The organism is Bacillus sp. ABP14, assembly GCF_001831375.1.
GTDB classification, from domain to species: domain Bacteria; phylum Bacillota; class Bacilli; order Bacillales; family Bacillaceae_G; genus Bacillus_A; species Bacillus_A paranthracis.
The window spans coordinates 2,144,924-2,169,475 of record NZ_CP017016.1 but is presented as its reverse complement, the minus strand read 5'-3'; the positions used below and the strand labels follow the sequence as shown (position 1 = coordinate 2,169,475).

26 protein-coding genes are annotated in these 24,552 nt (G+C 33.5%); 6 read left to right on the top strand and 20 right to left on the bottom strand.

Annotated features, from left to right (window positions below):
- Position 1: 1 nt before the first annotated feature.
- Together BGI23_RS11320 and BGI23_RS11315 are read right to left on the bottom strand one after the other, a co-directional pair.
- Entirely contained in the window at positions 2-241 is a 240-nt protein-coding gene (locus BGI23_RS11320; protein ID WP_000667348.1) for a DUF2584 domain-containing protein, read from the bottom strand.
- 183 nt (positions 242-424) lie between these two features.
- Positions 425-682: a hypothetical protein gene (locus tag BGI23_RS11315; protein ID WP_001145041.1), complete on the bottom strand. Its 258-nt coding sequence runs from the start codon at positions 680-682 to the stop codon at positions 425-427.
- A gap of 316 nt (positions 683-998) precedes the next feature.
- Here BGI23_RS11315 and BGI23_RS11310 point away from each other — a divergent pair, with 316 nt between their 5' ends.
- Positions 999-2,054 carry an enoyl-CoA hydratase/isomerase family protein gene (locus tag BGI23_RS11310; RefSeq protein WP_070805960.1) on the top strand — a complete coding sequence of 352 codons (1,056 nt, stop codon included), beginning with the start codon at positions 999-1,001 and terminating at the stop codon, positions 2,052-2,054.
- Positions 2,055-2,277: 223 nt separating this feature from the next.
- Positions 2,278-2,910, top strand: a complete 633-nt coding sequence (locus tag BGI23_RS11305) for a LysE family translocator (protein ID WP_070805959.1) — start codon at positions 2,278-2,280, stop codon at positions 2,908-2,910.
- 70 nt (positions 2,911-2,980) lie between these two features.
- Here the strand turns inward: BGI23_RS11305 and BGI23_RS11300 are convergent, their stop codons facing one another.
- The 8 genes from BGI23_RS11300 to BGI23_RS11265 form a co-directional block, all read right to left on the bottom strand.
- Positions 2,981-4,441 carry a CoA-acylating methylmalonate-semialdehyde dehydrogenase gene (locus BGI23_RS11300; protein ID WP_070805958.1) on the bottom strand — a complete coding sequence of 487 codons (1,461 nt, stop codon included), beginning with the start codon at positions 4,439-4,441 and terminating at the stop codon, positions 2,981-2,983.
- Positions 4,442-4,477: 36 nt separating this feature from the next.
- Positions 4,478-5,368: an NAD(P)-dependent oxidoreductase gene (locus BGI23_RS11295; RefSeq protein ID WP_000719437.1), complete on the bottom strand. Its 891-nt coding sequence runs from the start codon at positions 5,366-5,368 to the stop codon at positions 4,478-4,480.
- 16 nt (positions 5,369-5,384) lie between these two features.
- Positions 5,385-7,094, bottom strand: a complete 1,710-nt coding sequence (locus BGI23_RS11290) for an acyl-CoA dehydrogenase family protein (RefSeq protein WP_070805957.1) — start codon at positions 7,092-7,094, stop codon at positions 5,385-5,387.
- A gap of 305 nt (positions 7,095-7,399) precedes the next feature.
- Positions 7,400-8,308: a methylisocitrate lyase gene (gene prpB, locus BGI23_RS11285; RefSeq protein WP_000312650.1), complete on the bottom strand. Its 909-nt coding sequence runs from the start codon at positions 8,306-8,308 to the stop codon at positions 7,400-7,402.
- 18 nt (positions 8,309-8,326) lie between these two features.
- The gene (gene prpD, locus BGI23_RS11280; RefSeq protein ID WP_070805956.1) at positions 8,327-9,763 is read right to left on the bottom strand and encodes a 2-methylcitrate dehydratase; all 1,437 of its coding nucleotides are present in this window, start codon (positions 9,761-9,763) and stop codon (positions 8,327-8,329) included.
- Positions 9,764-9,861: 98 nt separating this feature from the next.
- On the bottom strand, positions 9,862-10,983 hold the full coding sequence (gene mmgD / locus BGI23_RS11275; RefSeq protein ID WP_002170253.1) for a citrate synthase: 1,122 nt from the start codon (positions 10,981-10,983) through the stop codon (positions 9,862-9,864).
- Between the two features lie 396 nt (positions 10,984-11,379).
- Positions 11,380-11,670, bottom strand: a complete 291-nt coding sequence (locus BGI23_RS11270) for a HesB/YadR/YfhF family protein (RefSeq protein WP_070805955.1) — start codon at positions 11,668-11,670, stop codon at positions 11,380-11,382.
- 15 nt (positions 11,671-11,685) lie between these two features.
- Positions 11,686-12,831, bottom strand: a complete 1,146-nt coding sequence (locus BGI23_RS11265) for an MFS transporter (protein WP_070805954.1) — start codon at positions 12,829-12,831, stop codon at positions 11,686-11,688.
- 237 nt (positions 12,832-13,068) lie between these two features.
- Here BGI23_RS11265 and BGI23_RS11260 point away from each other — a divergent pair, with 237 nt between their 5' ends.
- Positions 13,069-13,350, top strand: coding sequence for a hypothetical protein (locus BGI23_RS11260; protein ID WP_070805953.1), 282 nt, complete (start codon positions 13,069-13,071; stop codon positions 13,348-13,350).
- A gap of 100 nt (positions 13,351-13,450) precedes the next feature.
- Here BGI23_RS11260 and BGI23_RS11255 read toward each other — a convergent pair whose 3' ends face one another.
- The gene (locus BGI23_RS11255; protein WP_070805952.1) at positions 13,451-15,961 is read right to left on the bottom strand and encodes a PBP1A family penicillin-binding protein; all 2,511 of its coding nucleotides are present in this window, start codon (positions 15,959-15,961) and stop codon (positions 13,451-13,453) included.
- 465 nt (positions 15,962-16,426) lie between these two features.
- On the opposite strand from BGI23_RS11255, the gene BGI23_RS11250 reads away from it, so the two are divergent.
- Positions 16,427-16,636, top strand: a complete 210-nt coding sequence (locus BGI23_RS11250; protein ID WP_000970367.1) for a KTSC domain-containing protein — start codon at positions 16,427-16,429, stop codon at positions 16,634-16,636.
- A gap of 67 nt (positions 16,637-16,703) precedes the next feature.
- Here BGI23_RS11250 and BGI23_RS11245 read toward each other — a convergent pair whose 3' ends face one another.
- The 4 genes from BGI23_RS11245 to BGI23_RS11230 form a co-directional block, all read right to left on the bottom strand.
- Complete coding sequence (locus tag BGI23_RS11245) at positions 16,704-16,916, bottom strand: YqaE/Pmp3 family membrane protein (protein WP_000990229.1); 213 nt, start codon at positions 16,914-16,916, stop codon at positions 16,704-16,706.
- A 201-nt stretch (positions 16,917-17,117) separates the two neighbouring features.
- Entirely contained in the window at positions 17,118-17,777 is a 660-nt protein-coding gene (locus BGI23_RS11240) for a DUF6944 family repetitive protein (protein ID WP_070805951.1), read from the bottom strand.
- A 147-nt stretch (positions 17,778-17,924) separates the two neighbouring features.
- Positions 17,925-18,125 carry a hypothetical protein gene (locus BGI23_RS11235; RefSeq protein WP_000915130.1) on the bottom strand — a complete coding sequence of 67 codons (201 nt, stop codon included), beginning with the start codon at positions 18,123-18,125 and terminating at the stop codon, positions 17,925-17,927.
- A 41-nt stretch (positions 18,126-18,166) separates the two neighbouring features.
- The gene (locus BGI23_RS11230; RefSeq protein ID WP_001045105.1) at positions 18,167-18,502 is read right to left on the bottom strand and encodes a hypothetical protein; all 336 of its coding nucleotides are present in this window, start codon (positions 18,500-18,502) and stop codon (positions 18,167-18,169) included.
- 209 nt (positions 18,503-18,711) lie between these two features.
- On the opposite strand from BGI23_RS11230, the gene gerPF reads away from it, so the two are divergent.
- Positions 18,712-18,927 carry a spore germination protein GerPF gene (gene gerPF, locus BGI23_RS11225; protein ID WP_001141565.1) on the top strand — a complete coding sequence of 72 codons (216 nt, stop codon included), beginning with the start codon at positions 18,712-18,714 and terminating at the stop codon, positions 18,925-18,927.
- A 187-nt stretch (positions 18,928-19,114) separates the two neighbouring features.
- Here gerPF and BGI23_RS11220 read toward each other — a convergent pair whose 3' ends face one another.
- From BGI23_RS11220 to BGI23_RS11205, 4 genes are all read right to left on the bottom strand, one after another.
- On the bottom strand, positions 19,115-19,450 hold the full coding sequence (locus tag BGI23_RS11220) for a YolD-like family protein (protein WP_070805950.1): 336 nt from the start codon (positions 19,448-19,450) through the stop codon (positions 19,115-19,117).
- A 537-nt stretch (positions 19,451-19,987) separates the two neighbouring features.
- Positions 19,988-20,206, bottom strand: a complete 219-nt coding sequence (locus tag BGI23_RS11215; RefSeq protein WP_000864286.1) for a hypothetical protein — start codon at positions 20,204-20,206, stop codon at positions 19,988-19,990.
- A 486-nt stretch (positions 20,207-20,692) separates the two neighbouring features.
- On the bottom strand, positions 20,693-21,544 hold the full coding sequence (locus BGI23_RS11210) for a peptidylprolyl isomerase PrsA (protein ID WP_070805949.1): 852 nt from the start codon (positions 21,542-21,544) through the stop codon (positions 20,693-20,695).
- A gap of 450 nt (positions 21,545-21,994) precedes the next feature.
- Positions 21,995-22,591, bottom strand: coding sequence for a hypothetical protein (locus BGI23_RS11205; RefSeq protein ID WP_001157706.1), 597 nt, complete (start codon positions 22,589-22,591; stop codon positions 21,995-21,997).
- A 275-nt stretch (positions 22,592-22,866) separates the two neighbouring features.
- Here BGI23_RS11205 and BGI23_RS11200 point away from each other — a divergent pair, with 275 nt between their 5' ends.
- A complete protein-coding gene (locus tag BGI23_RS11200; protein WP_000412567.1) occupies positions 22,867-23,061 on the top strand; it encodes a hypothetical protein in 195 nt (64 codons plus the stop codon).
- Positions 23,062-23,988: 927 nt separating this feature from the next.
- Here the strand turns inward: BGI23_RS11200 and BGI23_RS11195 are convergent.
- Positions 23,989-24,525 carry a C1q-like domain-containing protein gene (locus BGI23_RS11195; RefSeq protein ID WP_070805948.1) on the bottom strand — a complete coding sequence of 179 codons (537 nt, stop codon included), beginning with the start codon at positions 24,523-24,525 and terminating at the stop codon, positions 23,989-23,991.
- Positions 24,526-24,552 lie beyond the last annotated feature (27 nt).

Here is a 24,552-nt window from a genome sequence, read left to right as displayed (position 1 = left end):
TTTAATTTACTGAATTTAGTGATACAAGTTGATAGTTTATTGTAGTTTTTCCGTTCTCCCATTCTAACTTTTGTATCATTGCACTACCGATTCTTTCTTCATTTGATTTATATAAAGGTAATATTTCTTGAACTGTAAATAAGTGATAACCATCCAATTTTAATTGAAATATGTTTTCTTCTATATGTAATCTTACTTCTTTTTCATTTGAAATAATTTTTGTGTGCATCTCAAATTTCATGATAGATACAACCCCTTTTTCTAATCTCTACACTATTAATAGTATATTGGCTATGCAAGATTGACAAGTAAATACACGGTAAAGTACATACTTTTCTATTGCTATATGTTTTTTATTTTTATCTACAATACGGTATGTGAAATTTTATTCGTTCCAAAAATAAAAATGTCTCATATGACATCTTTATTTTTGGATAAATTCTTTCATTACATAATATAAAACTGTAATGAAAACAATCGCTACAAAAAATGAAAATACTGCAACAATGTACCCATCTTTATTTAATAAAATGCAAAAAGAAATAGATATGATAAAAATCGGAAATACAAGTCGTACTTTATCCTTCACTTCCTCTGTCGTATCTGTATGATGAAAATATTGCGTTATCCCTATCATTAAAGAAGACAAAATAATCACCGACAATAGTAAAGGTACTGGCATTCCGATTTCTCCTTTCTCTATTTCTAATGAAAAGCAATTTTTCTTTCATTATAATCACTTCAAATACTCTTTTCGAAGTGATTATGTACAATTTACACATATATAATAGCGTGTTTATCATGGTAACTTCAAATAATTACAATTACAGTAATGTTGTAATATTCATTTTCAACCTCCAAAATCCTGCAAATATAACTCGTCAAAATATGCAGTGGATAAATTAACATATACCGCCAACTTTAGACAAAATTTATAAAGGACATTTCAGTACGTATAAAGAATTAAGAATAAGAAGATATGTAAGGGAGGATGAATTATGACTGAACACGTTTTATTTTCTGTTAGCGAAAACGGCGTTGCATCAATTACTTTAAACCGCCCAAAAGCACTTAATTCTTTATCTTATGACATGTTGCAACCAATTGGGCAAAAACTGAAAGAGTGGGAACATGATGAACGAATTGCGCTTATCGTATTAAAAGGAGCTGGCACAAAAGGTTTTTGTGCAGGTGGCGATATTAAAACTCTTTATGAAGCACGTTCAAATGAAGCTGCATTGCAGCATGCGGAACGTTTCTTTGAAGAAGAGTATGAAATTGATACATATATTTATCAATATAAAAAACCGATTATCGCTTGTTTAGATGGAATTGTAATGGGTGGTGGTGTCGGTCTTACAAATGGTGCGAAATACCGAATTGTAACTGAGCGTACGAAATGGGCAATGCCAGAGATGAATATTGGCTTCTTCCCAGACGTCGGTGCTGCTTATTTCTTAAATAAAGCTCCAGGGTATGCCGGCCGCTATGTCGCTTTAACAGCATCTATTTTAAAAGCTTCTGACGTATTATTTATAAACGCTGCTGATTATTTTATTGCATCTGATTCATTACCAAATTTCCTTACTGAACTGGAAAGTGTAAATTGGTCTAAAGAAGATGATGTACATACTCATTTAAAAGAAGTCATTCGTACATTTGCAACTGCTCCAACATTAGAAAGCGAGCTTGCTCCTTCATTAGAAGAAATTAATTCACATTTTGCATTCGATACAATTGAAGAAATTATTCATTCATTAGAGAAAGATCAAAGTTCCTTTGCTTTAAAAGCGAAAGAAACGTTATTATCAAAATCTCCTATTTCACTAAAAGTAACATTAAAACAGTTTATTGATGGACAAAATAAGTCCGTTGAAGAATGTTTCGCTACTGACCTTGTACTTGCTAAAAACTTCATGAGACATGAAGATTTCTTTGAAGGAGTACGATCTGTTGTCGTTGATAAAGACCAAAATCCAAATTATAAATATAAGCAGTTAAGTGATGTTTCAGAAGAAGATGTAAATCGGTTCTTTAACTTACTTAATGCGTAAAGTGAGAATTTAATAAGTAGGGTTTATCTCCCTCTTATTATTAGTAGAAGCAATCGCCCTTTCATACGGGATTAAATTGAGGCTATATAGTCGTATAATTACACGCCTATATAGCCTTTTTCCTATTTAATAAATTTTAATAAAATTTAATTTTATTAAATCAAATTATGTGCTACACTATTTTTAATTAAATATTCTAAAAATAAAAGAAGGAGGAGCGACTATGATTGAAAATTATTTTCTTTTCATCATTATGTCTATTTGTCTTATTATTTTACCTGGTCCTGATACTGCAATGGCTACGAAAAACACATTAGTTGCTGGTAAGGTAGGCGGGGTGAAAACAGTGTTCGGTACATGTGTTGCACTATTGATTCATACTTTAGCAGCAGTAATCGGACTTTCCGCACTTATTGTAAAGTCAGCTCTTTTATTTTCTATTTTCAAGTACGTTGGAGCTCTATATTTAATTTATATTGGTATTAAAGCCCTTTTAGCAGTAAGAAATAAAGAAGGCGTCGATACGAACGATATTTCTTTGCATAATGAAGACGAACACACTTCTTGCTTTCGTCAAGGGTTTCTTACGAATTTATTAAACCCTAAAGTTGCAGTCTTCTTTTTAACATTTTTACCGCAATTTTTAAATCCAAATCATAATACGTTTATCCAACTTCTCATAATGGGCCTTACTTACCTCATTTTAACAGTTATATGGTTCGCTTTTTATATATTTTTAATTGATAAAATTAGTGCTTTTATGAAAAAACCGAAGACGCAACGTTATATTCAAGGGTTAACAGGAATTGTCTTAATTGGTTTTGGTATTAAACTAGCTTTTGAAAAAAGTAATTAACAAAATGAAAACCACCACTATTAATAGTGGTGGTTTTCATTTAATAACTCATTTTGCTGTTTATTTTATATTAAAACCAGCGCTCAGTTACAACTTTTTTACGTGTATAGAATTGAACGCCATCTGTACCATTTGTACCTAAATCACCAAAGAATGACGCTTTATTTCCTGCAAATGCGAAGAATGCCATTGGTGCTGGAACGTTTACGTTTACACCGATCATACCCGCATCGATGTTATCACGGAACGTTTGTGCATGTTTACCGTTTGACGTATAAATAACCGCACCATTTGCAAATTTAGATTGATTTGTTAGTTTAATACCTTCTTCTAAATCTTTAACACGGACAATGCTTAATACTGGAGCGAAAATTTCATCTTGCCAAATTTTCATTTCTTGATTTACGCCATCAAAGATTGTCGCACCTACAAAGTAACCTTCTCCAACTTCTTCCTTAATTTTGCGGCCATCTACTAATAACGTTGCTCCATCTGCTACACCGCTATTAATATAGCCTAATACACGCTCTTTATGAGATTCACGAATTAATGGTCCAACATAATTATCTTCTTGGAAACCGTCACCTACTTTTAACTTCTTCGTCTCTGCTACTAGTACGTCGATGAACTCATCTGCAATTTCATCAACTACCGCTACTACTGAACATGCCATGCAGCGCTCTCCACTACTTGCAAATGCAGATCCAATTACACCTTGCACTGTTTTCTCAAGATTGCAATCTGGCATTACAATCGCGTGGTTTTTCGCACCAGCTAACGCTTGTACACGTTTTCCATGTTTTGTACCTGTTTCGTATACGTAACGAGCTACCGGCTCAGATCCAACGAACGAAACGGCTTGAATATCTTTATTTTCTAAAATGCTATTTACAACATCTTTTCCGCCTTGTACTAAATTTAGTACGCCTTTTGGAAAACCAGCTTCATAGAATAACTCTACAAGTCTTTCAGCCAAAAGCGGCGTTCTTTCAGATGTTTTTAATACGAATGTATTACCACAAGCAATTGCAAGCGGGAACATCCATAATGGAATCATCATCGGGAAGTTAAACGGCGTAATTCCAGCAACAACTCCAATTGGGTAGCGCCAAATTGATCCATCAATGCCGCTTGCAATATTCGGAAGTGCTTGTCCCATCATTAAATTTGGAGTAGATGTTGCAAGTTCTACTGCTTCAATACCACGTTGTACTTCACCAGTTGCATCCGTTAATGTTTTACCATTTTCTAGCGTAATGATTTTTGCAAGTTCTTCTTTGTTTTCTTGTAAAAGCTGTAAATATTTATACAATTGTCTTGAACGATTCGGAACTGGTACTTTAGACCATGTTTCGTATGCTGCTTTTGCCGCTTCAACAGCTTTTTCAACATCTTCTTTCGGAGATAGCGGAACGTAAGCGATAATTTTTCCAGTCGCCGGATTTGGAACTGCTTCTACTTCTGTACCAGTAGATTCTACCCACTCACCATTAATATGATTTTTTACTCGTTTAATTTCAGTTGTAATCATTATATTCTCTCCTTTTTTATGATGTTTATAAGTCTATTATTTTTGATTAGAAATTAATTGTTCACTAACTTTCTTATATAAAGCAGCCATATCGTTTTCACCATACCCAGCTTCACTCGCTTCTTCATATACGTTTAATAGCATTTCGCTTACTGGTAAGTGAAGCTCACTTTCTTTCGCTAAATCTACTGCAAACCCTAAATCTTTCTTTAATAAATTTACAGTAAAACCTGGCTCGTAGTTTTCTGATGCAATAAAACTTTTATAATTGCGCTCATAAATTCTACTTTGACCATAGCTTACATTTAAAATATCAAACATTTTATCTAAATCCATATTGTTCTTTTTCGCTAATGTTAAAGCTTCACTCACACCAGCTGTATAAAAACCAATTAATAGGTTATTAATTAATTTAACTGTTGTCCCACTATCAATTTGCTCACTAACATGGAAAATGTTCGCACCTAATACACCCATGATAGATTCCGTCTTTTCATATACCTTTTTTGATCCACCAACCATAAATGTTAATGTACGGTTTTCAGCTCCAATTACCCCACCACTAACAGGTGCTGCTAAAAAGTCTACTTTCTTTTCCTTTGCAGCTTCCTCTAACTGTTTGTTTAACTGTGGAGATACAGTACTTGTATCAATTAAAACTACATTCGAGTGACTATTTTCAAATAATCCTTCTTCGCCAAAATATACTGCTTCAACAGCGCGAGGTGAAGGTAAACTTGTAAAAATTACATCGCATGTTTCCGCTAGTTTTGAAATTGATAAGCCGATAATTCCGCCTTCTTTTTCAAAAGAAGCTTCAGCATTTTTATTTAAATCCACACCATATACTGTGTAACTTGATTTAACTAAATTTTTAGACATCGGAAGACCCATGTTACCTAAACCGATAAAACCAATCTTTTTCATATCGCTTTCCTCCTATTTACACAATATACTTTCCGCGATTTATAATAGCTTTCGCAATTTCTCTCTTTTTTGTAAATACGTTCGTGTATAAAGGCACTAATAATTGACGAATTTCAGTTAAAATCACGTGTCTATCTTGTTCTTCTGTAATAGCCGCGGAAAGTATAGAAATCGCTGATTCTTCTACTTTGCGATAGCCTTCTTCACAAATAACGTCAGTTATCATTTGTTTCGTACGCTCTTTTTCTGCACCATTTTTACTAATTGCTTTACTCGTACGTAAAAATGCTGATTCCATGACGTACACGTCCGTTAACATATTTGATAATACACGTGAATATTCTTGCTCTTGATCAATTTTTAAACCTGGAGTTTTAGAGAGCGTTTTCAAAGATTGTTTCAACAATTTTTTCGCTAATAAAATGTAACGATGGTTTCTTTCGACATTTTCTACATCAATCTCTATTTCAGTATCTTCAATTTGTTCCATTTGCTTCATTAACATTTTGGCAACTGTTAATCTATTAATTTCGTTCGTCCCTTCAAAAATACGACTAATTCTAGCATCACGGTATAATCGTTCTACTTCATACTCTTGCATATAACCGTAACCACCATGAATTTGTACAGCTTCATCTACGATATGACCAAGTGTTTCAGAAGCATTTACTTTATTCAGTGCACATTCAATTGCAAATTGAGACATTTTCTTCATAAGATCTTCATCGCTCTCATGAATTGCTTCATCAATTACACCTGCTGTACGATACGCTGCACTTTCTGCTCCATATGTAGCAATGATCATATTTGCAATTTTCTCTTGAATCATCGTAAAGTCTACTAATTCCGTTTGAAACTGTTTACGTTCTTTTCCGTATTGAACGGACAATCCAATTGCTTGCTTTGCTGTTCCAATATTTCCAAAGGCAAGTTTTAATCTAGCAAAGTTAAGAATATTAAGAGCTACGTGATGCCCTTTCCCAACTTCCCCTAAAACATTTTCAGCAGGTATGACAACATCTTCTAAAATAAGCGTCGCTGTTGAAGAACCTTTAATCCCCATTTTCTTTTCTTCTAGCCCAATAGATACCCCTTCACATGTTCTTTCGACAATAAACGCTGTCATTCCTTTATTTGTCTTCGCAAAAACAACGTATACATCTGCCATATGAGCATTTGTAATCCATTGCTTTTCACCATTTAGCTTCCAAACAGTACCATCTTCATTTAATACTGCACTCGTTTTTGCACTTAAAGCATCAGAACCAGCATTTGGTTCAGTTAAAGCATAAGCCCCAATCCATTCTCCTGATGCAATTTTCGGCAAATATTTTTCTTTTTGTTCTTTCGTTCCGTAATATATGTAAGGCAATGTACCTACACCTGCGTGTATATTAAATGAAACGCTAAATGCACCAGCGTATCCCATTTTTTCTGCTACAAGCCCTGAAACTGCCTTTCCTAATTCGAATCCGCCATATTCTTCTGGAACCTCGATACTTAATAATCCAAGTTCTCCAGCTTTCTCAAACAATTGACGAGAAACTTTATAGTTATGTTGTTCAATATTCTCCATTTGTGGAACAATTTCTTGTTTAACGAATTGTTCTGTCGTTTTTGCGATTAAATCTTCATCTCCTGAAAAATCTTCTGGCGTAAAGAAAGCATGATTCACATCTTTATTAAGTGAAAAAAATTCATCCCACGGTAACTTCGTTTTCTCCATCTGAATCCCCCTATCATTTCGGCCTTACTTACTACTACATATGCTCGTCTACGATGAGTGGAATATCTTATTTTTGAAAACAGAAGGCGATGAATTTTCACATCAAGCAGTTCGTCTTGCTAAAGATGTATTCTCATCGCCTTAGTTGTTTTATCCCGCTTTAATGGGCAGTAAGACCCCGCCTCAAAATTCAGCGAAAGCAAAGAAGTTAGGCGGGGGATCAACTGCCCATAAAAGTCCGATTGGTTCAACTAATAATCAGTGGGGGATGAAGAAAACCCCCACTGATTAAAGTTTCACTTTATCTATTGATCCTCTGATAATACTGTTTTTGCAATTCCAGTATCTAGTTCTTCAAAGTCATGATATGAAATTGTTTCATATAACTCACTTCTCGTTTGCATATTAGAAAGTGCATCTTTTTGAGAACCAGTTTCCTTAATTAAAGTAAACACATTCTCATACGCTTTCGCTGCTACGCGAAGTGAAGTTACAGGATAAATAACCATTTGGAAGCCCATATTCGCAAATTCCTCTGCACTATAATACGGCGTTTTCCCGAACTCAGTCATATTGGCAAGTAAAGGTGCATTTACTTTACTATTAAATAGACGGAACTCTTCTTCTGATTGAAGGGCTTCTGGGAATATTGCATCTGCACCTGCTTTTACATAGGCGTTTGCTCTTTCGATTGCTTCATCTAAGCCTTCTACACCGCGAGCATCTGTGCGCGCTACAATATATAAGCTCGGTGCAACTTCTTTAATCGCTTTAATCTTTTGAACTAATTCTTCTGTCGTAACGAGTTTTTTACCATTTAAATGGCCACATTTCTTTGGTAATTGCTGATCTTCAATTTGGACAGCTGCTACCTTCGCTTCCACCATTTCTACAGCAGTTCTCGCTACATTTAATACACCACCAAACCCTGTATCAATGTCAACAAGAACAGGTAAATCTGTAGCTCTTACTAAATCTCTTGCTCTCTCTGCTACTTCAGTAGACGTTACGATTCCTAAATCCGGTAGCCCTTTACTTGCAGTATAAGCAGCTCCCGATAAATAAAGAGCTGAAAAACCTGTATTTTTCGCAACAAGAGCTGCCATTGCATCATGAGCACCTGGAATCTGTAAAATTTCATTTGCTTCTACTAAAGCTCGGAAGCGATTCGCAAGCTCTTCTTGTGTTGACTGTTTATTCACAACCCAAGCCATTCTAGATTCCCCCTATTATTAAATTAAGAATAGATCTACAAATTCATTTACATTCATATTTTCTAGTTTCTCTTCATTTAAACAAGCTTCATGAATTTGTTCTTGTTGCTTACTAGAATAATGACCTGCCATATTTGCAGTGAATTTTTGAACAACTTTTGGAATCGCTTCATCTCTACGGAAACGGTGACCAAGTGGATATTCACATTCCACATTTTCTGTTACAGTTCCATCTTTGAAATGAACTTGAACAGCGTTGGCGATTGAGCGCTTGTTCGGGTCAAGGTAATCTAAACTGTACTGTTTATTTTCAACAACAACCATCTTATTACGTAATTCATCTACACGTGGATCATTTGCTACTGCATCCTCATAATCATCCGCAACGATATCCCCTTTTAATAAACCAATTGCCGTAATGTATTGTAAGCAATGATCACGATCCGCTGGGTTATTTAATGGACCTTCTTTATCAATAATACGAATTGCTGATTCATGCGTTGTAATTGTAATACGGTCAATTTCATCTAATTTCCCTTTAATTTCTGGATGTAATTTCACAGCACATTCTGCAGCTGTTTGTGCATGGAACTCTGCTGGATATGAAACTTTAAATAATACATTTTCCATTACATAAGAATCTAATGGTCTTGCTAATTTTAATTCTTGTTTATTGAATAATACATCTTGGAATCCCCAGCCCGGTGCAGATAATGCTGTAGGGTAACCCATTTCACCTTTTAGAGCAGTCATTGCAAGATGAACACCGCGGCTCGTTGCATCACCTGCTGCCCATGATTTACGTGATCCCGTATTTGGAGCATGACGATATGTACGAAGACTAGAATTATCAATCCATGCATGTGATAATGCATTAAAGATTTCTTCACGTGTTCCGCCAAGCATTTTTGCAACTACTGCAGTTGTTGCTACTTTTACATATAATACGTGGTCAAGGCCAACGCGGTTTAAGCTGTTTTCTAAAGCAAGTACACCTTGAATTTCATGAGCTTTAATCATCATTTCTAATACTTCACGTACTTTTAACGCTTCTTTTCCTTCTGATATACGAACACGGCTAATATAATCTGCAACTGCTAAAATTCCGCCTAAGTTATCAGATGGATGTCCCCATTCTGCTGCAAGCCAAGTATCGTTATAGTCTAACCAACGGATCATACATCCGATATTAAATGCACCTTTCACTGGATCTAGTACATAAGACGTACCTGGTACACGTGTACCGTTTGGCACGATTGTTCCTGGTACAACTGGTCCTAGCAATTTCGTACACTCTGGATATTGTAGTGCTAAAATTCCGCATCCAAGAGTATCAAGTAATACGTAACGAGCAGTACTGAATGCTTCTGCACTTGTTACCTCTTTATTTAATACATAATCCGTAATTTCTTCTAATAATGCATCTTTTTGTTTAATTTCATTTGTTTTAATCATGCTATCCTTCCCTTTCTGTCGAAAATTCGTTATTATTAATGATGGGTGTCGGTCAAACACCCATCTGGCGGGCGGTGCTAACAACTCCCCAGTTGTTCTTATTTACTAAGCACATGTCGCTCGCCAATATAATTTACACGTGGACGGAACAAACGATTGTTCGCATGTTGCTCAATAACGTGCGCACATAGTCCTACTGTTCTAGAGCTAAAGAAGATTGGTGTGTACAGTTGAATTGGAATACCAAGCATCCAATATACTGGAGCTGCGTAATAATCAAGGTTCGGATAAATTCCTTTTTCCTTCTCCATAATCTTTTCTCCAGCTTCACACATTTCATATAGTGTATAATCACCTTTCACATCACATAACTGCTTTAAAGCTTCCTTCATCATTAAAGCTCTTGGATCCATCTTCTTCATATATACACGGTGTCCAAAGCCCATAATTTTTTCTTTGTTATATAGTTTCTTCTGTAATAACTCTTCAAACTTTTCAACATTACCAGCTTCTAAAAGCATGTACATAACCGCTTCATTTGCACCGCCATGTAAGCTACCTTTTAAAGATGCAACCGCACCTGTTAAAGCACCATATAAGTCGGATTGCGTAGATGCAATAACGCGCGCTGTAAATGTAGAGTTTGGCATTTCATGTTCACTATATAAAACAAGGGAACGATCAAAGATCTTCTCCTCAAGTTCAGTTGGTTTTTTACCTGTTAACATATAGAAGAAATTCGCGCTATATGATAATTCCTTAAGTGGTTCGATTGGCTCTTCATTATTTAAAATATGATAGCTATTCGCTACAATGTTTGGTACTTTACTCAATAATTTGTATCCGCGACTTTTGTTTACTTCTAACGAGCGATTTTCAATATCATTATCGTAACCAGCTAATGCGGACACACCTGTACGCAATCCATCCATAGGGTGTGTTTCTTTCGGTAATGCCTTTAATACGTTAAATACACCTTCTGGTACCGCGTATTCTTCTTTTAATTTCTTTTCAAGTGTTGCTTTTTCATCTTCATTCGGTAGATGTTCTTCCAATAAAAGGTGCACAATGTCTAAGTACTCTTTTGTTTTTGAGAGTTCAATTAAATCATACCCTTGAATTACAATTTCACCTTTCACTGTGTCAAGAAACGAAATCTTCGTCTCCGCTGCCACTACACCATCTAATCCCGGGGAAAATTTTTCTTCAGCTTTCATCATTATTTCCTCCAATCCTAATAGATCTTCGTGCACATAACTGTAAGCCTTTACAATATTGTGAAACTACATTTCTATTTCAATGTATCAGAGTTTTTAGAAGATTTCAATTTATTTTATAATGATAAGTTTCCTATACTTTTACCGATGTAACAATACAATTTTTCAACAATAATTTTCATAGTTTATAAAAAAGGACAGACTTCTCTTTATTTATCTTTAAAACAAAATATAAAGTTAATTCATATAACCCAGTTAAATATATACCTACTTTACAATTCCTTTTACTAAATAAAAAAACGAGCTGTATTCATATACAGCCCGTTTTTTTATTACATTTATTTCACTATTCTCTAAATATAATTTCCATATAAAATTTATTTATTTTTAATAAAGTTATTATTTTACGTAATTAAATTGAATTTCTTCTATTTCCTCATGATAACCTACAACTAAATCATAGTTTTGAAAGTACCAAAGATCATCAACATCTACAAAAAATAAAATACTTTCCTTCTCAACTGAAACGATTTCCCCATCTGGTTTCTCTGCAACAATCCCTAAAGAATAACCAGGCTGAATGGAGCTATCTCCGCCGTATCTTACATTAAACCGTATAGACTCACCATGTTTTATACGTAATTCTTCTTGAAACCATTGTAAAGCTTTATGATCAATTGAAATCTTCATCTTTGTTCCTCCCGTTTACGCAAATTCTTTTTTACCTAATCGCTGTTTTACAAAAACGACAAAAATAATGAAAGCAATTAATCCTGAAATTGCACTACCAGCAAATAAAATACGGTAACCAAACATTTGTGAAACAACTCCAAGTAAAATTGCACCAAGTCCAATCCCTAAATCAAATGCTGTAAAGAATGAAGCATTAGCGACTCCTCTTTTACTCGGATCAACAATTGTAAGCATCGCCGCTTGTAATGCTGGCTGTGCTGAACCGAATCCAACACCATATAATGTAGCTGCGATAACTACACCTATTAAATTATTCGAAATTGTTAGCACGACTATTGCAATAACAGTAATGCATAGTGCCGGAAGTATGATAAATACTTCTCCATACTTATCTAATAGTTTTCCTGAAATTGGTCTTACGATTGTTAAAGCAATTGCATACACAAGAAAGAATGTCCCAGGATTCACATCAATTGACGATGCAAATAGCGGTAAAAACGTTGTAATCCCTCCATATGCAAATGATAAAAAGAATACAACTATCGTAATGGATAGTACGGATTTTTCAAACAGTTTCATTTTTCCTTTTTCTTTTTGTGGTGTGAATGGCATTTTCGTCATTAACGATAATAAGACTGCCATAAAGGATAAAAGAGTGGCTAATAAGAAAAGGCCATGAAATGAATAATTTTGTACAACCGATAATCCAATCATTGGGCCGATTGCCATTGCAATCGTCATAGCCATCCCATACCAACCCATACCTTCACCACGGCGTGAATCTGGAATAATATCAGTTATCGCTGTTCCAACAGCTGTTGTAGAAACAGCCCATGTTATTCCGTGAATAACACGTAAAACAGCTAAAAGGACAATAGTCGTCGCTAAATGATAAGAGTACATCGTTAACCCAAAAAAGATGAGTCCGAAAATAATAAAGGATCTTCTACCATATTGATCCAACATCCCTCCAATAATCGGTCGTATTACAACTGCCGCTATTGTAAACATTCCCATCATAAGTCCGACTTGTGATTCATTGCCACCTATCTCTTTAATAAAGAGTGGGAGCGTTGGAACAAGTAAATAAAATCCTGTAAATAAAAATAACATTGCGAAAGTCATTTGAATAAATGATTTCGTCCATAATCGTTCCATTCATATTCCTCCATAAACACGTAAGTTATTGCAATTAACACCTCCATTTTACAGTTTCTTCGTTCCTTTTCCCTCCGTAAATAGACGTATCTTTTTATAATAAATGGTCCAAAATCAATTTAAATTGGTCTTACAACTTTATATGTATACATTAGCCTAAAGTCCCATCTATATGTACCTTTATACACATGAAAAGAATATACTACTTTATTATCACAACTTAGGAGTGATTATGTTATGTGGATCTCTTCAAGAGTAACAGCCGTCGTTCCTTCGACTCCTGGGATACACGTTCCAGCCGTTCATACAGCTAGTTCCGATGTAGGAATTGAACTTCCTGCAACTTGGCAACACTATCAAATTCCAGGTCAAGTTACTCCCTCATTTTGGCATCATGGCGCACATCCAAGTAGTACCCCCTTTCAAAGCCACGCTTATCCTCCGTTACCTCAATCTCAAATTTTTTATCACTTTCCTTCAATTTATTTTCAAAACTTCTATGGTACTTTTAATATTTAAAATACATTGTCTCATAGCTACTGCATTTAAAAGAAAAAAGCACTTAAGATTGTAATTTTACAAATCTTAAGTGCTTTTTAATATTTTTTATAAAATTTTCTTATTGTCCATTATTAGCAGGGGCCTCTCCTGCATTACCGCCAGTTTCTGGTTGTGTGGTCGCTGGTGGAGTTGTATTTCCTTGGCCTCCTCCATTATTTGCTGGAGGTGTCGTATTTCCTTGACCTCCACCGTTATTTGCTGGAGGTGTCGTATTTCCTTGACCTCCTCCGTTATTTGCTGGAGGTGTCGTATTCCCTTGGCCTCCTCCGTTATTTGCTGGAGGTGTCGTATTCCCTTGGCCTCCTCCATTATTTGCTGGAGGTGTCGTATTCCCTTGGCCTCCTCCATTATTTTGTTCATTTTGTTTCTTTTCTTCTTCTTGTTTCTTTTGCTCTTCTAGTTTCTTTTGTTCTTCTTGCTTCTTAAGTTCCTCTTGTTGCTTTTGTTCTTCTTGTTTTTTCAGTTCTTCCTGTTTCTTTAATTCTTCTTGCTTTTTCTCTTCTTCAGTTTTTTGCTGTTGATCTTGTTTTGGTTTTTCCGTTGTATCCGGTACGCTCGTATTTGGAGAAGAATCACGTTTTTCACCTTTTATACGCAGCTCACTACCTTCTTGAATTACACTACTTGGCATTTTAAATCTTGATTTATCTGTAGCCATCTGGCTCATCATTGCTTTAAAGATCAACTGTGCAATTTTCGTATTTTTACTACTAATATACTCGTCTTTACCATCTTTCATATACCCAGTCCATACTGCCATCGTATATTGCGGCGTATAACCTGCAAACCAACTATCACGAGTTGCACTTTCCGGAATATTAAATTTTGCTAATTGTTTTGAATCATAGTTTGTTGTACCTGTTTTTCCAGCTACATCTAAAGAACTTATATTTGCTGCTGTACCAGTACCTGATGTCACTACTGAACGAAGCATATCAGTAATCATATATGCTGTAGAGTCAGCTATAACTTGTTTTGGTTTTTGCCCGAAACTTTGTGACTTACCGTCTGGATAAACTACTTTCTTAACAAAATGCGGTTTTGCATACTTTCCACCATTACCAAATGTCGCATAAGCACCCGCTATTTCAGTTGGTGATACTTCGTTTGTACCAATAGCTGTAGATTCTGTTGGCGCTTTTTTAAATGTAATACCTAATTTCTCAGAGAATTCCTTTGATTTATTAAGTCCTACTTCTTTTGCAGTTTTAACTGCTGGAACGTTACGTGACATTTTTAACGCCTCACGCATAGTAATTGGACCTAAATGACTTCTGTCTGCATTTCGAAGTTCTTGTCCAGTTGAATATTTAAATGGAGAATCATCAATTTGATGATACGTAGCCCATTTTAAGTATTCAATTGCAGGACCGTAATCAAAGATTGGCTTCATCGTCGAACCAGCTGCACGATCTAATTCAATGGCCATATTATGCCCTTTAAATACGGCTTTATTTTCACCGCGCCCACTACCTATAGCACGAACCTCTCCGGTTTTCGTATCCATAAATGTGAAAGCACCTTGGAACTTATCATTTGGATAATTAATAATATTTTCATTTAAAATCTTATCAGCAAAATCCTGTGCTTTCGTGTCTAATGTTGTATAAATTTCTAAACCGTCAGAACCAATATTAGCATCTGGCAATTCTTTTTCAACTTCTTTCACAACCGCATCCATAAATGCAGGATATGGCATTGCTTGTACAGTTGCAGTCCTAAGTCCATCTGTTACTTTAACTTTCGAAGCTTCTTCCATTTCTGCCTTCGTAATATAACCATGTCGATTCATTAATTTTAGTACAACATTTCTTCTTTCTGTTGCTCTTTCAATATTTTCTGTTTTCGTCGGATCATAGTTATTCGGTGCTTTTGGTAAACCTGCAAGCATCGCAACTTCTGGTAATGTTAAATCTTTCAATTCTTTACCATAGTAGTTTTGTGCTGCTGTTGCGATACCATACGAACGGTTTCCTAAGTTAATTTTATTTAAATACATTTCTAAAATTTCATGTTTTGAATATTGTTGTTCTAGTTTATACGCTAAATATATTTCCTGAACTTTACGTTTTGATGTTTTTTCCATCGATAAGAAGTAGTTTTTAATAACCTGTTGCGTTATTGTACTTCCACCTTGTGAACCGTAATCTCCTTTAAGACTCACCAAAACAGCACGGGCAGTACCTTTAAAGTCTACTCCGCTATGCTCGTAAAAACGTGCATCCTCTGTTGCTAAAAATGCATTTTCTACTAATTTAGGAATTTGATCATACGTAACATTCGTCCGCTTTTCTTTCCCGTATTCATATACCAAATCGCCATTTTTATCATAAATTTTTGAGGATAACGGATTAACAAGTTTTGCTTTCTCAAGTTTTGGTGCATCCTTAATCATTACAAAGAAGGTAGCAACTCCCCCCACTAAACCAACAATACCAAGTAATAAACAAGTAATTAAAAACTTGCGAAAAAATGATGTTTTACCTTTTGGTTTTTGTGTTTTAGAAGCTGGCTGTTTTTTCTTTTTAACTTGTCGTCGCTCCTCTCGAGAACGATAATTTTCTGACATGTTACTTTCTCCTGCCTTTCAATTCTCCCGTTGATTTACTTAAAAATATTGAGGTCACTTTCTAAAATAAATTTAATTAAGAAAGTATATTGACCTGGAGCATTCAATATTTTCCTAATTCACAGATTATAAATTTTAGAATGCTTGTTGCACAAATTATTTTCACTTCTATTTTTCTAATAATGCTGCCCCTTTAAGCATAGAATGTAAAAAGTGAATTTTTAATACCTCGTATAAATAATATACCTTTTTTTCAAATGGTCAATATTTTCTTATTTATAAATCAAAGGTGAAATAAAAATAGCACAACGATATGTACTTCGTGTGAACTTCCTTATAATTACGTATAACGAACATTTAATATATTGCATATAAGTATAATACCTCTTTAATTATAAAGATTTCAACATCACAACCTCAACATCTATAAGAAATTATTAAAAATGAAAAGTGAGGAGTTGCGTAATGATGGAGTTATCTCCCGTGATTTCCAAAACTATAGTTGCTGTTGGATATAATCCTTTTTCTATGATTTTACGTATTCAATTAAAGAATGGACTGTATGATTTCTTTAACGTTCCTGAAAACATTTACACCGGTTTACTAAACGCACACTCTAAAACGAGTTATCACAATACTTATATTAAAAATTCTTACCGCTACACCAAAATATAAACTTAACCAGAATAAAAAAAGAAAGGAGGTGGTCCCCCTTTCTTTTTAAAATCGTTTCACAACTCAGCTATCTTCTGTTCTTTTTATTTATTTCATCATATGCTTGAATTTGTTTTTTTAAACGCCGATCTGCTTTTTTATCATGTACAACTAATATCGCATGAATAACGCCTGGAACCCAAAATATTAATGTTAATAGGAAATTAATTATTGCTTGAAATGGTTTTCCACAAAATAATACGGCTACAGGTGGAAGAAGAATTGCCAACAAATACATCATCTCTTGAAAACTCCTTGTTTTGTATTTTTCTCTCTCCATACGCTATAAAAACCAGTGACTTTTACATTTCCGATATTTTTATTACCCACTAATAACTGTTCTACCATTATATATTCTATTTTAATGCAAAAAAACCTACCACTTCAACTTTTCTACTTATGTAAAATTGAAATTTTACATACCATCTTTCCATGAACAATTTCATATGATTATTTTTTCTAATCTTTTTTCTTTCTCTATTATAGTTAATCCAATTGCCGAAATAGCAGTTCCTATCGCTTGTATCCAAACACCAATAAGTGCTATTATTCTCTCATCTTTCTTATCAACCTTACTGTCTTCATTTTGTATTCTATTCTGCATTACATTAACAATACCTTGATACGCTTGAAGTCCAGCGCCTAAACTTTGCAGAGAATTTCCTAGCACTATAATTTTCTGCAACATTTTCATCTGAAGTAAAGCCGCTTCTACTCCTAAAAAAGCTCCAATTGATTGTAAGCTATTCCCTACAATTATAAGATAATCATTCTCTTTCAATTGTTCATTTATATTAAAATATGTTCCTATTACATTTGATATATTCCCTAACGCTAATAACTCAATGCCCATTTTATCGAGCATTTCACTTTTTTTCTCCAAACACATATTTTGATTTTCTTTTTCAACTTTATCTTCGGTTTCATTACTCCCTATAATTTGCAATATATACCCGAGGGCTTGTAATGAACTTCCTACAATTACAATCTCCGATTCAATTTTCTCTTCCCCTATAAATCCTCTTGTCGTCCCAATTGCCGCTGTAAGATTCCCTCCTACTTGAAACCATGCTCCTGTCACTTTTAAACCGTTTGGATTCATTCTTATCACCTATTTAGAAATTTTCTAGTGCTTTCGAAATACATAAATGGCATCCTTTAACTCATATTTATTTTCTATATGTAATTTTGTGCATTCTATAATGTGTTAAAAATACAAAAAAGAGTAACCCATAACAGTTACTCTTTCCTATATATCAAAAAAATCATTATTTATTTCGTTATTGCTTTTAAATTTCAACTTCTCTTTCCCGCACTTCTCACACCTATACACATAAGCTACACCTAGCTTACCACTTTTGAAATCTTCATTATCCTGCATCTTAATAAAACTATATTTATGTTTACAATGAGATTCGTCTAAAAAATTTTCAAACCATTTTTTCAACATAGAACTGTTCACCTCTATGAAGGAATCTTCCTCTTGCCTTATTACATACTTTTACTTAAATACTCAATCTCATGTTGTAACTTTTTAAATTGTTCAAAATGCATAGTGATAGATTGACTGTTTCCATACTCAGCACTATGCTTCACCAATAAAACACCCGTGTCATGAAAAAACGCGTCAAGCTCTTTTCTAATGGATACTTTCATTATATGCGCTGTTTTAATAGCCGATAAAATTGCAATTTCATTAAACTTTAATTTTATTTCCTTTGGACAAAATGCTTCTTCCACCAATATAACTTCATTGCTATAAATAAGTGCAACAAGATTACTTGACTTTGCATCTGTTAAATCTACTTTTTTTATAACTTTATTCATTACATTTTGCCTCCTTTGTTTTCATATATGACAATTATACAATTTCCATTTTTAATTACGTAACCTTACATTCAGTTTAACACACTTTTATTATGGGATTAAGCTACACTTCAAACGTTTTATTATTCCGCAATTTTCGTTAGATGAACCATTTGGACTATAAGACCATATAGTAGTGTTAACAAATGATTGTAAAGTGGGTGAGAACTATGCCCTCAGTTGTAGGGAATTTAGTTGTACAAAATAGTAACGGTTCATTTAATTTAGGTGATTTCTATAACGTTTCTCCAAAAGAAAACACGAAGGCTTATAATGGATCTGGTGCTTCCAACGTTGGTTTTGTTGTTAATACTTTTAATGGTGTGAGTGCGACTAATACGTTTGATTCTGACCTTGCGGATCAAAACCAAGTCGGTACAGCTTAACCCTATTTTTTCATCGTTCTGTTTAAGAATTTTTAATTTGCCCATACTATAATCAGGCTGTTATACAGCTATTGTTGATTTTTGGAGTACCCTATCTTTTTCTCCCTTTCCCTGGGGCTTAGCAGCTAGTATGAAGCTAGCTGCTTTTCCGTTTCATTTTTCTGTTTCACATCTAACATAGCTTACTTTACGCTATTTCAATAATATCCGTGGTATTAAATACGTAAGTTTTATAAAACGCGTCAGTACACATTACAATGCGCTTTAGCGGATTTATATGTACAACTGTCATGTAGCTTGTAAGTATGTATCCATCTTCAAAATATGTCACCAATATTTCTTTCTCAGACAATAATGATATTAATAATTTATCAGAAATTCCCTCTTTTGCTTCTTTTGTTAAAAATGGTTTTTGTACTTTAAATTTCTCCCCAATAACCTTTCGCATACTTAATAACTGTTCCGACATTACTGTAAATGGAACCCATTCTCTTTTTGCTCTTTGCATCTTTACATCATTCATTTCTCTATCTCCTCGATTATTTATCCATTCTATTTCAAACATATTGCGCTTCGATTATTCTTTAATAATTGCTCGGCTCATATTTCCCCCGCATGAACAGGTAAGAAATCTCCCACCTCAAAACTCAAGACATACAAGGAAAGTAGGTCGAAGATCAACTTCCCGTAAACACCCGCTAATTACAGTTTCACTTTATTTCTAAATCTTATACTATCTACACTTACAAGAACATTCGTTCTAATTATACACGAACTTACGTTCTTTTGAGAAGAGATTTATTTTTTCTTCATCAAATGATCTTTTCACTTCCTATTAAATGGGAGGTGAAAAGATCAACTAAACAGTTTTAATTTTTTCGAGTTTATTAACCATCTATAAATGAAAGCATATATTATAAAGAACGAACTCACAAAATTTAAGGGATTTATAATGGACCTCCATTCGTTCCTTATGAATTTCTATGAAAAGAGAGCAATTTAAACACTCTCTTTTCGTACATACTACATAAAACTATTCATTAATAATTCACTCTAATTACTAAATATATTTTGGTTGTACTATTATATGTAACTCCCTCTCTGTTACTGCTTTTTTCGGGTTTCGAAAATACTCTAATTCGTATTTTAATACCTCATATTCAACCATCCCGATCTTAATCCCTTTCGTTTCTTTTAAAATAGCTAATAGGTTATTTATATCTTCATCATACGATTCAAAAATTTTCCCTCCGTCTTCTCTTTGAAAAATTACTTTCACATTTTCTCCCCCTACATCATTTATTTATCTATCCAATAATTCATTCTTCACCTTAAAATTTCATACGAAAAAGAACATCCATCTTAATAGAATGCTCTGCTTTTCACTTCATTTAACGTCAATATATTTCAATCTTATTGTATGTTTCATTCTGCAAATTATGTTTATCGACTTCTATAAAGTGAAACTTTAATCCACTCAAGCTTTGTTCATTCCTGACTAATAATTAGCCTACGCAAATCTTACTGCCTACAAATAATGGGCTAAAATTAATTAATTCGTTTTATATTTAATGAGATGAAACAAAACATTATAATATCAACATTCTATGAAGTGATGATTAACCTACTTTAAGACAATTACATAAATTTCCATTGTAATTCTTAATATTTATATGTAATATTGTATTGTCTTACTATCTATTTATAACTCACACACTAACTAGAAAAGGGAACCTTTAAAGGTTCCCTTTTCTAATTACAGTCATTATTTCTTTTCTAGAAATTCAAATGTATTTTTAAACTCTTTATCATTCACCTTAATATCAGCATCTTTCAATAATTCATTGACTACTTGTTGTTTCCATTTACCTGTCGTGTCTTGTAGTCTTTGCTGTTCTATATCTTTACGAATTGAATCTTTTACTTCATCAAATGGCTTTAATTCTTTTTTATCTGTCACTTTAATAATATGGTAACCGTAAGTTGTTTTTACTGGTTCACTTACTTGTCCTGCATCTAATTTATATGCAGCTTCCTCAAATTCTTTTACCGTTTGCCCTGGAGCAAAACCAGTGATTTCCCCGCCCTGTTCTTTTGAACCAGTATCCTCTGAGTATTGCTTCGCTAAAGCCGCAAAATCTTCTCCGTTATTTACTTTCTCTTTCACTTCTTTAGCAGTCTTTTCATCTTTTACTAAAATGTGACTTACCTTCATTTCTGGTTTATAGTTATTTTTTACATCTTTTTCTGTAACAGTCGCTTTAATCGCTTTCTCAAATGCAATTTCTGGCTTCATTTTTTCTTTTAATTCATCTTCATTTTTCAATCCAAGTTGTTCTAAAGTCGCTTTAAAGTTCTCACCCATTTTATCTTTTGCTTCTTCTACTTTCTTTTTTGCTTCCTCATCTGAAACTTTATATTTATCGAGCAACGCCTTACTTAACACCATTTGGTATAAAGTACTTTCCCCATATTTTTGTCTTAATTCTTTACTTAACTCTTTCTCTGTAACATTTCCTACTTTTGATGTTACTACGTTGTCTGAGGAGCCACATGCGGATAATGCCAGTACTACGCATGAAATAATTGTTCCTAAAAATAGCTTTTTCTTTTTCAATTCAAAATACCTCACTTTTATTATTATATAAGAATAACTATACAGTGTTGTTGTGTATACAATGTGTTTTCTAGATGTAATTCATTTCATGTGAAAAAACTATGTATCAGTAGATAACATTAGTTAATCAATCTATCTTTTGCGCTAATATTAGAACCATTTTCTCTATTACTAATCTTCGTTTTTTGTAATTAATCTTCTTTATACTATGAAACAAATGTATGAAAGTTAATTTACTGTATTTTTTGTGATTATTCTATATTAACGAAAACAATTTATCTCTCATTTCTTTTATATTTCAATTCAAAAATACTATCTTTACACTCTATATAAGATTCAGTAACAATTTTATCAGTGGAAGCCTCGTTTATCGTCCGCAATAACTCTACAAAATAACGTTAATGCATACGAAAAAGACATTTTCTATTAATGAAAATGTCTTCTCACAATTTAATAAAACAGTTTTGGTGTTAAATCTGTATTTTGTAATTGTGCACTTTCACTGCTCGGAACACAGCTTGTGGAGAATAATATTGGGATACCACAAACATCATCGTTCATTACATCATGAAATACATTTGCAGCAACACCAGTAAATGTTTGACATAAATTTGAAATATCATCATTAAAAAATTGAATTACTTGTGCAGCAAAAACAGGAAAGACAACATTTGCCCCACCAGGGAGTTGAGGCTGTACAACAACTTGTTCGAAATAAGGATTATTTTCTAGCGCCACTTGAAATAAATGGGCAATTTCAAATGCATCTAGTGGACATGGCAGTGGATTTACAATGTCATTTTCATTATTAGTTACAATAACTGTTACACTTACATTCCCAAATTCTACAAAAGATTTTAGGAGCGTTGCTAACGCTCTCGCTTTTTCATCACTTAACGCGTGCACTAAAATAATATAATTCCCGCCAACTGGAATTAGCGGACCAACTGTAACTGTTGGATCAGCACCAATTGAATTTTTTAACTCATTGAAATATGTGATCCATGGTGGTGAAAGCTGAGGTTGAGCTTGTACATTTTCTTGCAATCTTTCATTACCTCCTAATACAATTCTTACTACTATAATATGTAGCAAGAAAAAAAGCGTATTAGATAAATTACTTATTTTTTACTTTTACCTATTATACTGATTATACATTGTATAGAACATTCTCAGTTTTTACTGTATTTTCCACATTTTCACCATGCCATAGAACTCCATATCATTATCAACTCAACTAAAATTTCATATTATATTAGTACGTCTTTATAATATGAACGAAAAAACGCAGTATACAATACTGCATCATAGGAGCTGATTTCATGGAGAAAAAACCTATTGTTTTCAAAGTCCCACCAAATTCAAAATTAAAAGTTACATTTTTCGGTCCTTGTAACGAAGTAATTACAAATGTTTCTATAATTAATCAACTTTCCACACCTAAATGTCAAACTATTACACAATATCCAAACTATACGAAATATGAAACTGAAGTACGTTTATTATCGAGTTGTTAATCCATTCTATACAAAATCCTTACAACTTGGGTAACTACAAAACCTTATTAATAGACTAAGATTACTCATTTCATGATATTCCATTGATAATTTATTGATTTTTTACACGTTTTTATTAGCCGAGCATATATTATCGTATGGAGATTATCCACTCATAAAACCTATCTTTCTTTAGAGCGTACTTTTTATGTATGCTCTTTTTTTATTTATCCCTTATTCTGTACATATAAATCTGATCACTTTTATATTTCACGTCGGGTAAATCGACCTGCCCTTTATAAATAATCTAGTCAAGGTGTCCCCCATAATACTTCTTTATTTATTAGACATTCACTACTCTATTAAATTCGTGTATCCATTCAAGCACCATTCATCTAATATATTTTCCTTCTAAATTCACCAAAGATGTATTAAAATTCTTTATATACTCAAGGAGGTCAAATATGTTCAAGTTGCATCCCATACTACTCATCTTAGGATTTATTTTATTTTTATATAGTGTACTTGCCTTCATGTTATTCCTTTCCATACAATAGTAATACCTGCACAAACCGATGTTAAATATGTAATTTCTATATAGTAATGAAAAAGCCTTTAATTATACGGACATAAATTAAGATGTCTTTTTATACCATTAGGCAACTAGCAAATGTAACGCCAAAGAACTTTTACAACCTAGTTACTTACTCTTTTTATTACCTGCAGAAGATCTAATACTTAAAATAAGATAGCCCTTTCAACATCAAAACTGTAAAAAATAATTTTTAAAATTTACCTTTCATCATTACATCTTTAGCATGTGAAATTTTCATGAAACAAACTATATTTAATCGATTCACTTGTATATTTTAAATAAACAATAATAATCCCCCACCATTCGGTACAGGGGATTAACTAGACCTACTGAAAAGTATTTTATTCTCTTCGTTATTTAATTGGAGAAGGGAATCTTGCTGCTTCAAAATGTGAGCCGTCTTCCGAAGTACTTAAAACTCCGTCTATGCTACTTTGTGCATAAACCTCAACTTGATCCCCTTCATGCAATTGAATAATTGTCGAAACACTTACTACATTTCCAAAACCGATTGGACCAAAAAAGTCATTATCTATAGCTATTGCTGCATTGCCATTCACACGAATTTCTACCCGTGCTCTATAATTTAAACTTGGATCGTTAGGAAAGAAACCAATCGTTCCAATAAAAGAATATACTCCTTTAGTCTTCGGTATAAAAATAGATGTTTCTGGATTATACTCATTCGCTAAATCAAATTGTTCATTTTGGAACAATACTTTTACAAAAGTATTAGCAGGAACAGGTTGATTCACCGTATTTCTAGCTCTAAATGCTGATGCCCTAACAAGACTATCCTTGTTATCATTACACTTACTATCGTTCTTACAACCGTTATGCTGTTTCTTTTTATATTCTTTACAATACTTACAGTAGTAATAGCAAGACATACTCGTTCCCCTTTCATGCTTATTACT

What these genes read in the sequence shown, in the direction of transcription:
- BGI23_RS11320 (WP_000667348.1), bottom strand. Translation starts at nt 241, where the DNA reads ATGAAATTTGAGATGCACACAAAAATTATTTCAAATGAAAAAGAAGTA.
- BGI23_RS11315 (WP_001145041.1), bottom strand. Translation starts at nt 682, where the DNA reads ATGCCAGTACCTTTACTATTGTCGGTGATTATTTTGTCTTCTTTAATG.
- BGI23_RS11310 (WP_070805960.1), top strand. Translation starts at nt 999, where the DNA reads ATGACTGAACACGTTTTATTTTCTGTTAGCGAAAACGGCGTTGCATCA.
- BGI23_RS11305 (WP_070805959.1), top strand. Translation starts at nt 2,278, where the DNA reads ATGATTGAAAATTATTTTCTTTTCATCATTATGTCTATTTGTCTTATT.
- BGI23_RS11300 (WP_070805958.1), bottom strand. Translation starts at nt 4,441, where the DNA reads ATGATTACAACTGAAATTAAACGAGTAAAAAATCATATTAATGGTGAG.
- BGI23_RS11295 (WP_000719437.1), bottom strand. Translation starts at nt 5,368, where the DNA reads ATGAAAAAGATTGGTTTTATCGGTTTAGGTAACATGGGTCTTCCGATG.
- BGI23_RS11290 (WP_070805957.1), bottom strand. Translation starts at nt 7,094, where the DNA reads ATGGAGAAAACGAAGTTACCGTGGGATGAATTTTTTTCACTTAATAAA.
- prpB (WP_000312650.1), bottom strand. Translation starts at nt 8,308, where the DNA reads ATGGCTTGGGTTGTGAATAAACAGTCAACACAAGAAGAGCTTGCGAAT.
- prpD (WP_070805956.1), bottom strand. Translation starts at nt 9,763, where the DNA reads ATGATTAAAACAAATGAAATTAAACAAAAAGATGCATTATTAGAAGAA.
- mmgD (WP_002170253.1), bottom strand. Translation starts at nt 10,983, where the DNA reads ATGATGAAAGCTGAAGAAAAATTTTCCCCGGGATTAGATGGTGTAGTG.
- BGI23_RS11270 (WP_070805955.1), bottom strand. Translation starts at nt 11,670, where the DNA reads ATGAAGATTTCAATTGATCATAAAGCTTTACAATGGTTTCAAGAAGAA.
- BGI23_RS11265 (WP_070805954.1), bottom strand. Translation starts at nt 12,831, where the DNA reads ATGGAACGATTATGGACGAAATCATTTATTCAAATGACTTTCGCAATG.
- BGI23_RS11260 (WP_070805953.1), top strand. Translation starts at nt 13,069, where the DNA reads ATGTGGATCTCTTCAAGAGTAACAGCCGTCGTTCCTTCGACTCCTGGG.
- BGI23_RS11255 (WP_070805952.1), bottom strand. Translation starts at nt 15,961, where the DNA reads ATGTCAGAAAATTATCGTTCTCGAGAGGAGCGACGACAAGTTAAAAAG.
- BGI23_RS11250 (WP_000970367.1), top strand. Translation starts at nt 16,427, where the DNA reads ATGATGGAGTTATCTCCCGTGATTTCCAAAACTATAGTTGCTGTTGGA.
- BGI23_RS11245 (WP_000990229.1), bottom strand. Translation starts at nt 16,916, where the DNA reads ATGATGTATTTGTTGGCAATTCTTCTTCCACCTGTAGCCGTATTATTT.
- BGI23_RS11240 (WP_070805951.1), bottom strand. Translation starts at nt 17,777, where the DNA reads ATGAATCCAAACGGTTTAAAAGTGACAGGAGCATGGTTTCAAGTAGGA.
- BGI23_RS11235 (WP_000915130.1), bottom strand. Translation starts at nt 18,125, where the DNA reads ATGTTGAAAAAATGGTTTGAAAATTTTTTAGACGAATCTCATTGTAAA.
- BGI23_RS11230 (WP_001045105.1), bottom strand. Translation starts at nt 18,502, where the DNA reads ATGAATAAAGTTATAAAAAAAGTAGATTTAACAGATGCAAAGTCAAGT.
- gerPF (WP_001141565.1), top strand. Translation starts at nt 18,712, where the DNA reads ATGCCCTCAGTTGTAGGGAATTTAGTTGTACAAAATAGTAACGGTTCA.
- BGI23_RS11220 (WP_070805950.1), bottom strand. Translation starts at nt 19,450, where the DNA reads ATGAATGATGTAAAGATGCAAAGAGCAAAAAGAGAATGGGTTCCATTT.
- BGI23_RS11200 (WP_000412567.1), top strand. Translation starts at nt 22,867, where the DNA reads ATGGAGAAAAAACCTATTGTTTTCAAAGTCCCACCAAATTCAAAATTA.
- BGI23_RS11195 (WP_070805948.1), bottom strand. Translation starts at nt 24,525, where the DNA reads ATGTCTTGCTATTACTACTGTAAGTATTGTAAAGAATATAAAAAGAAA.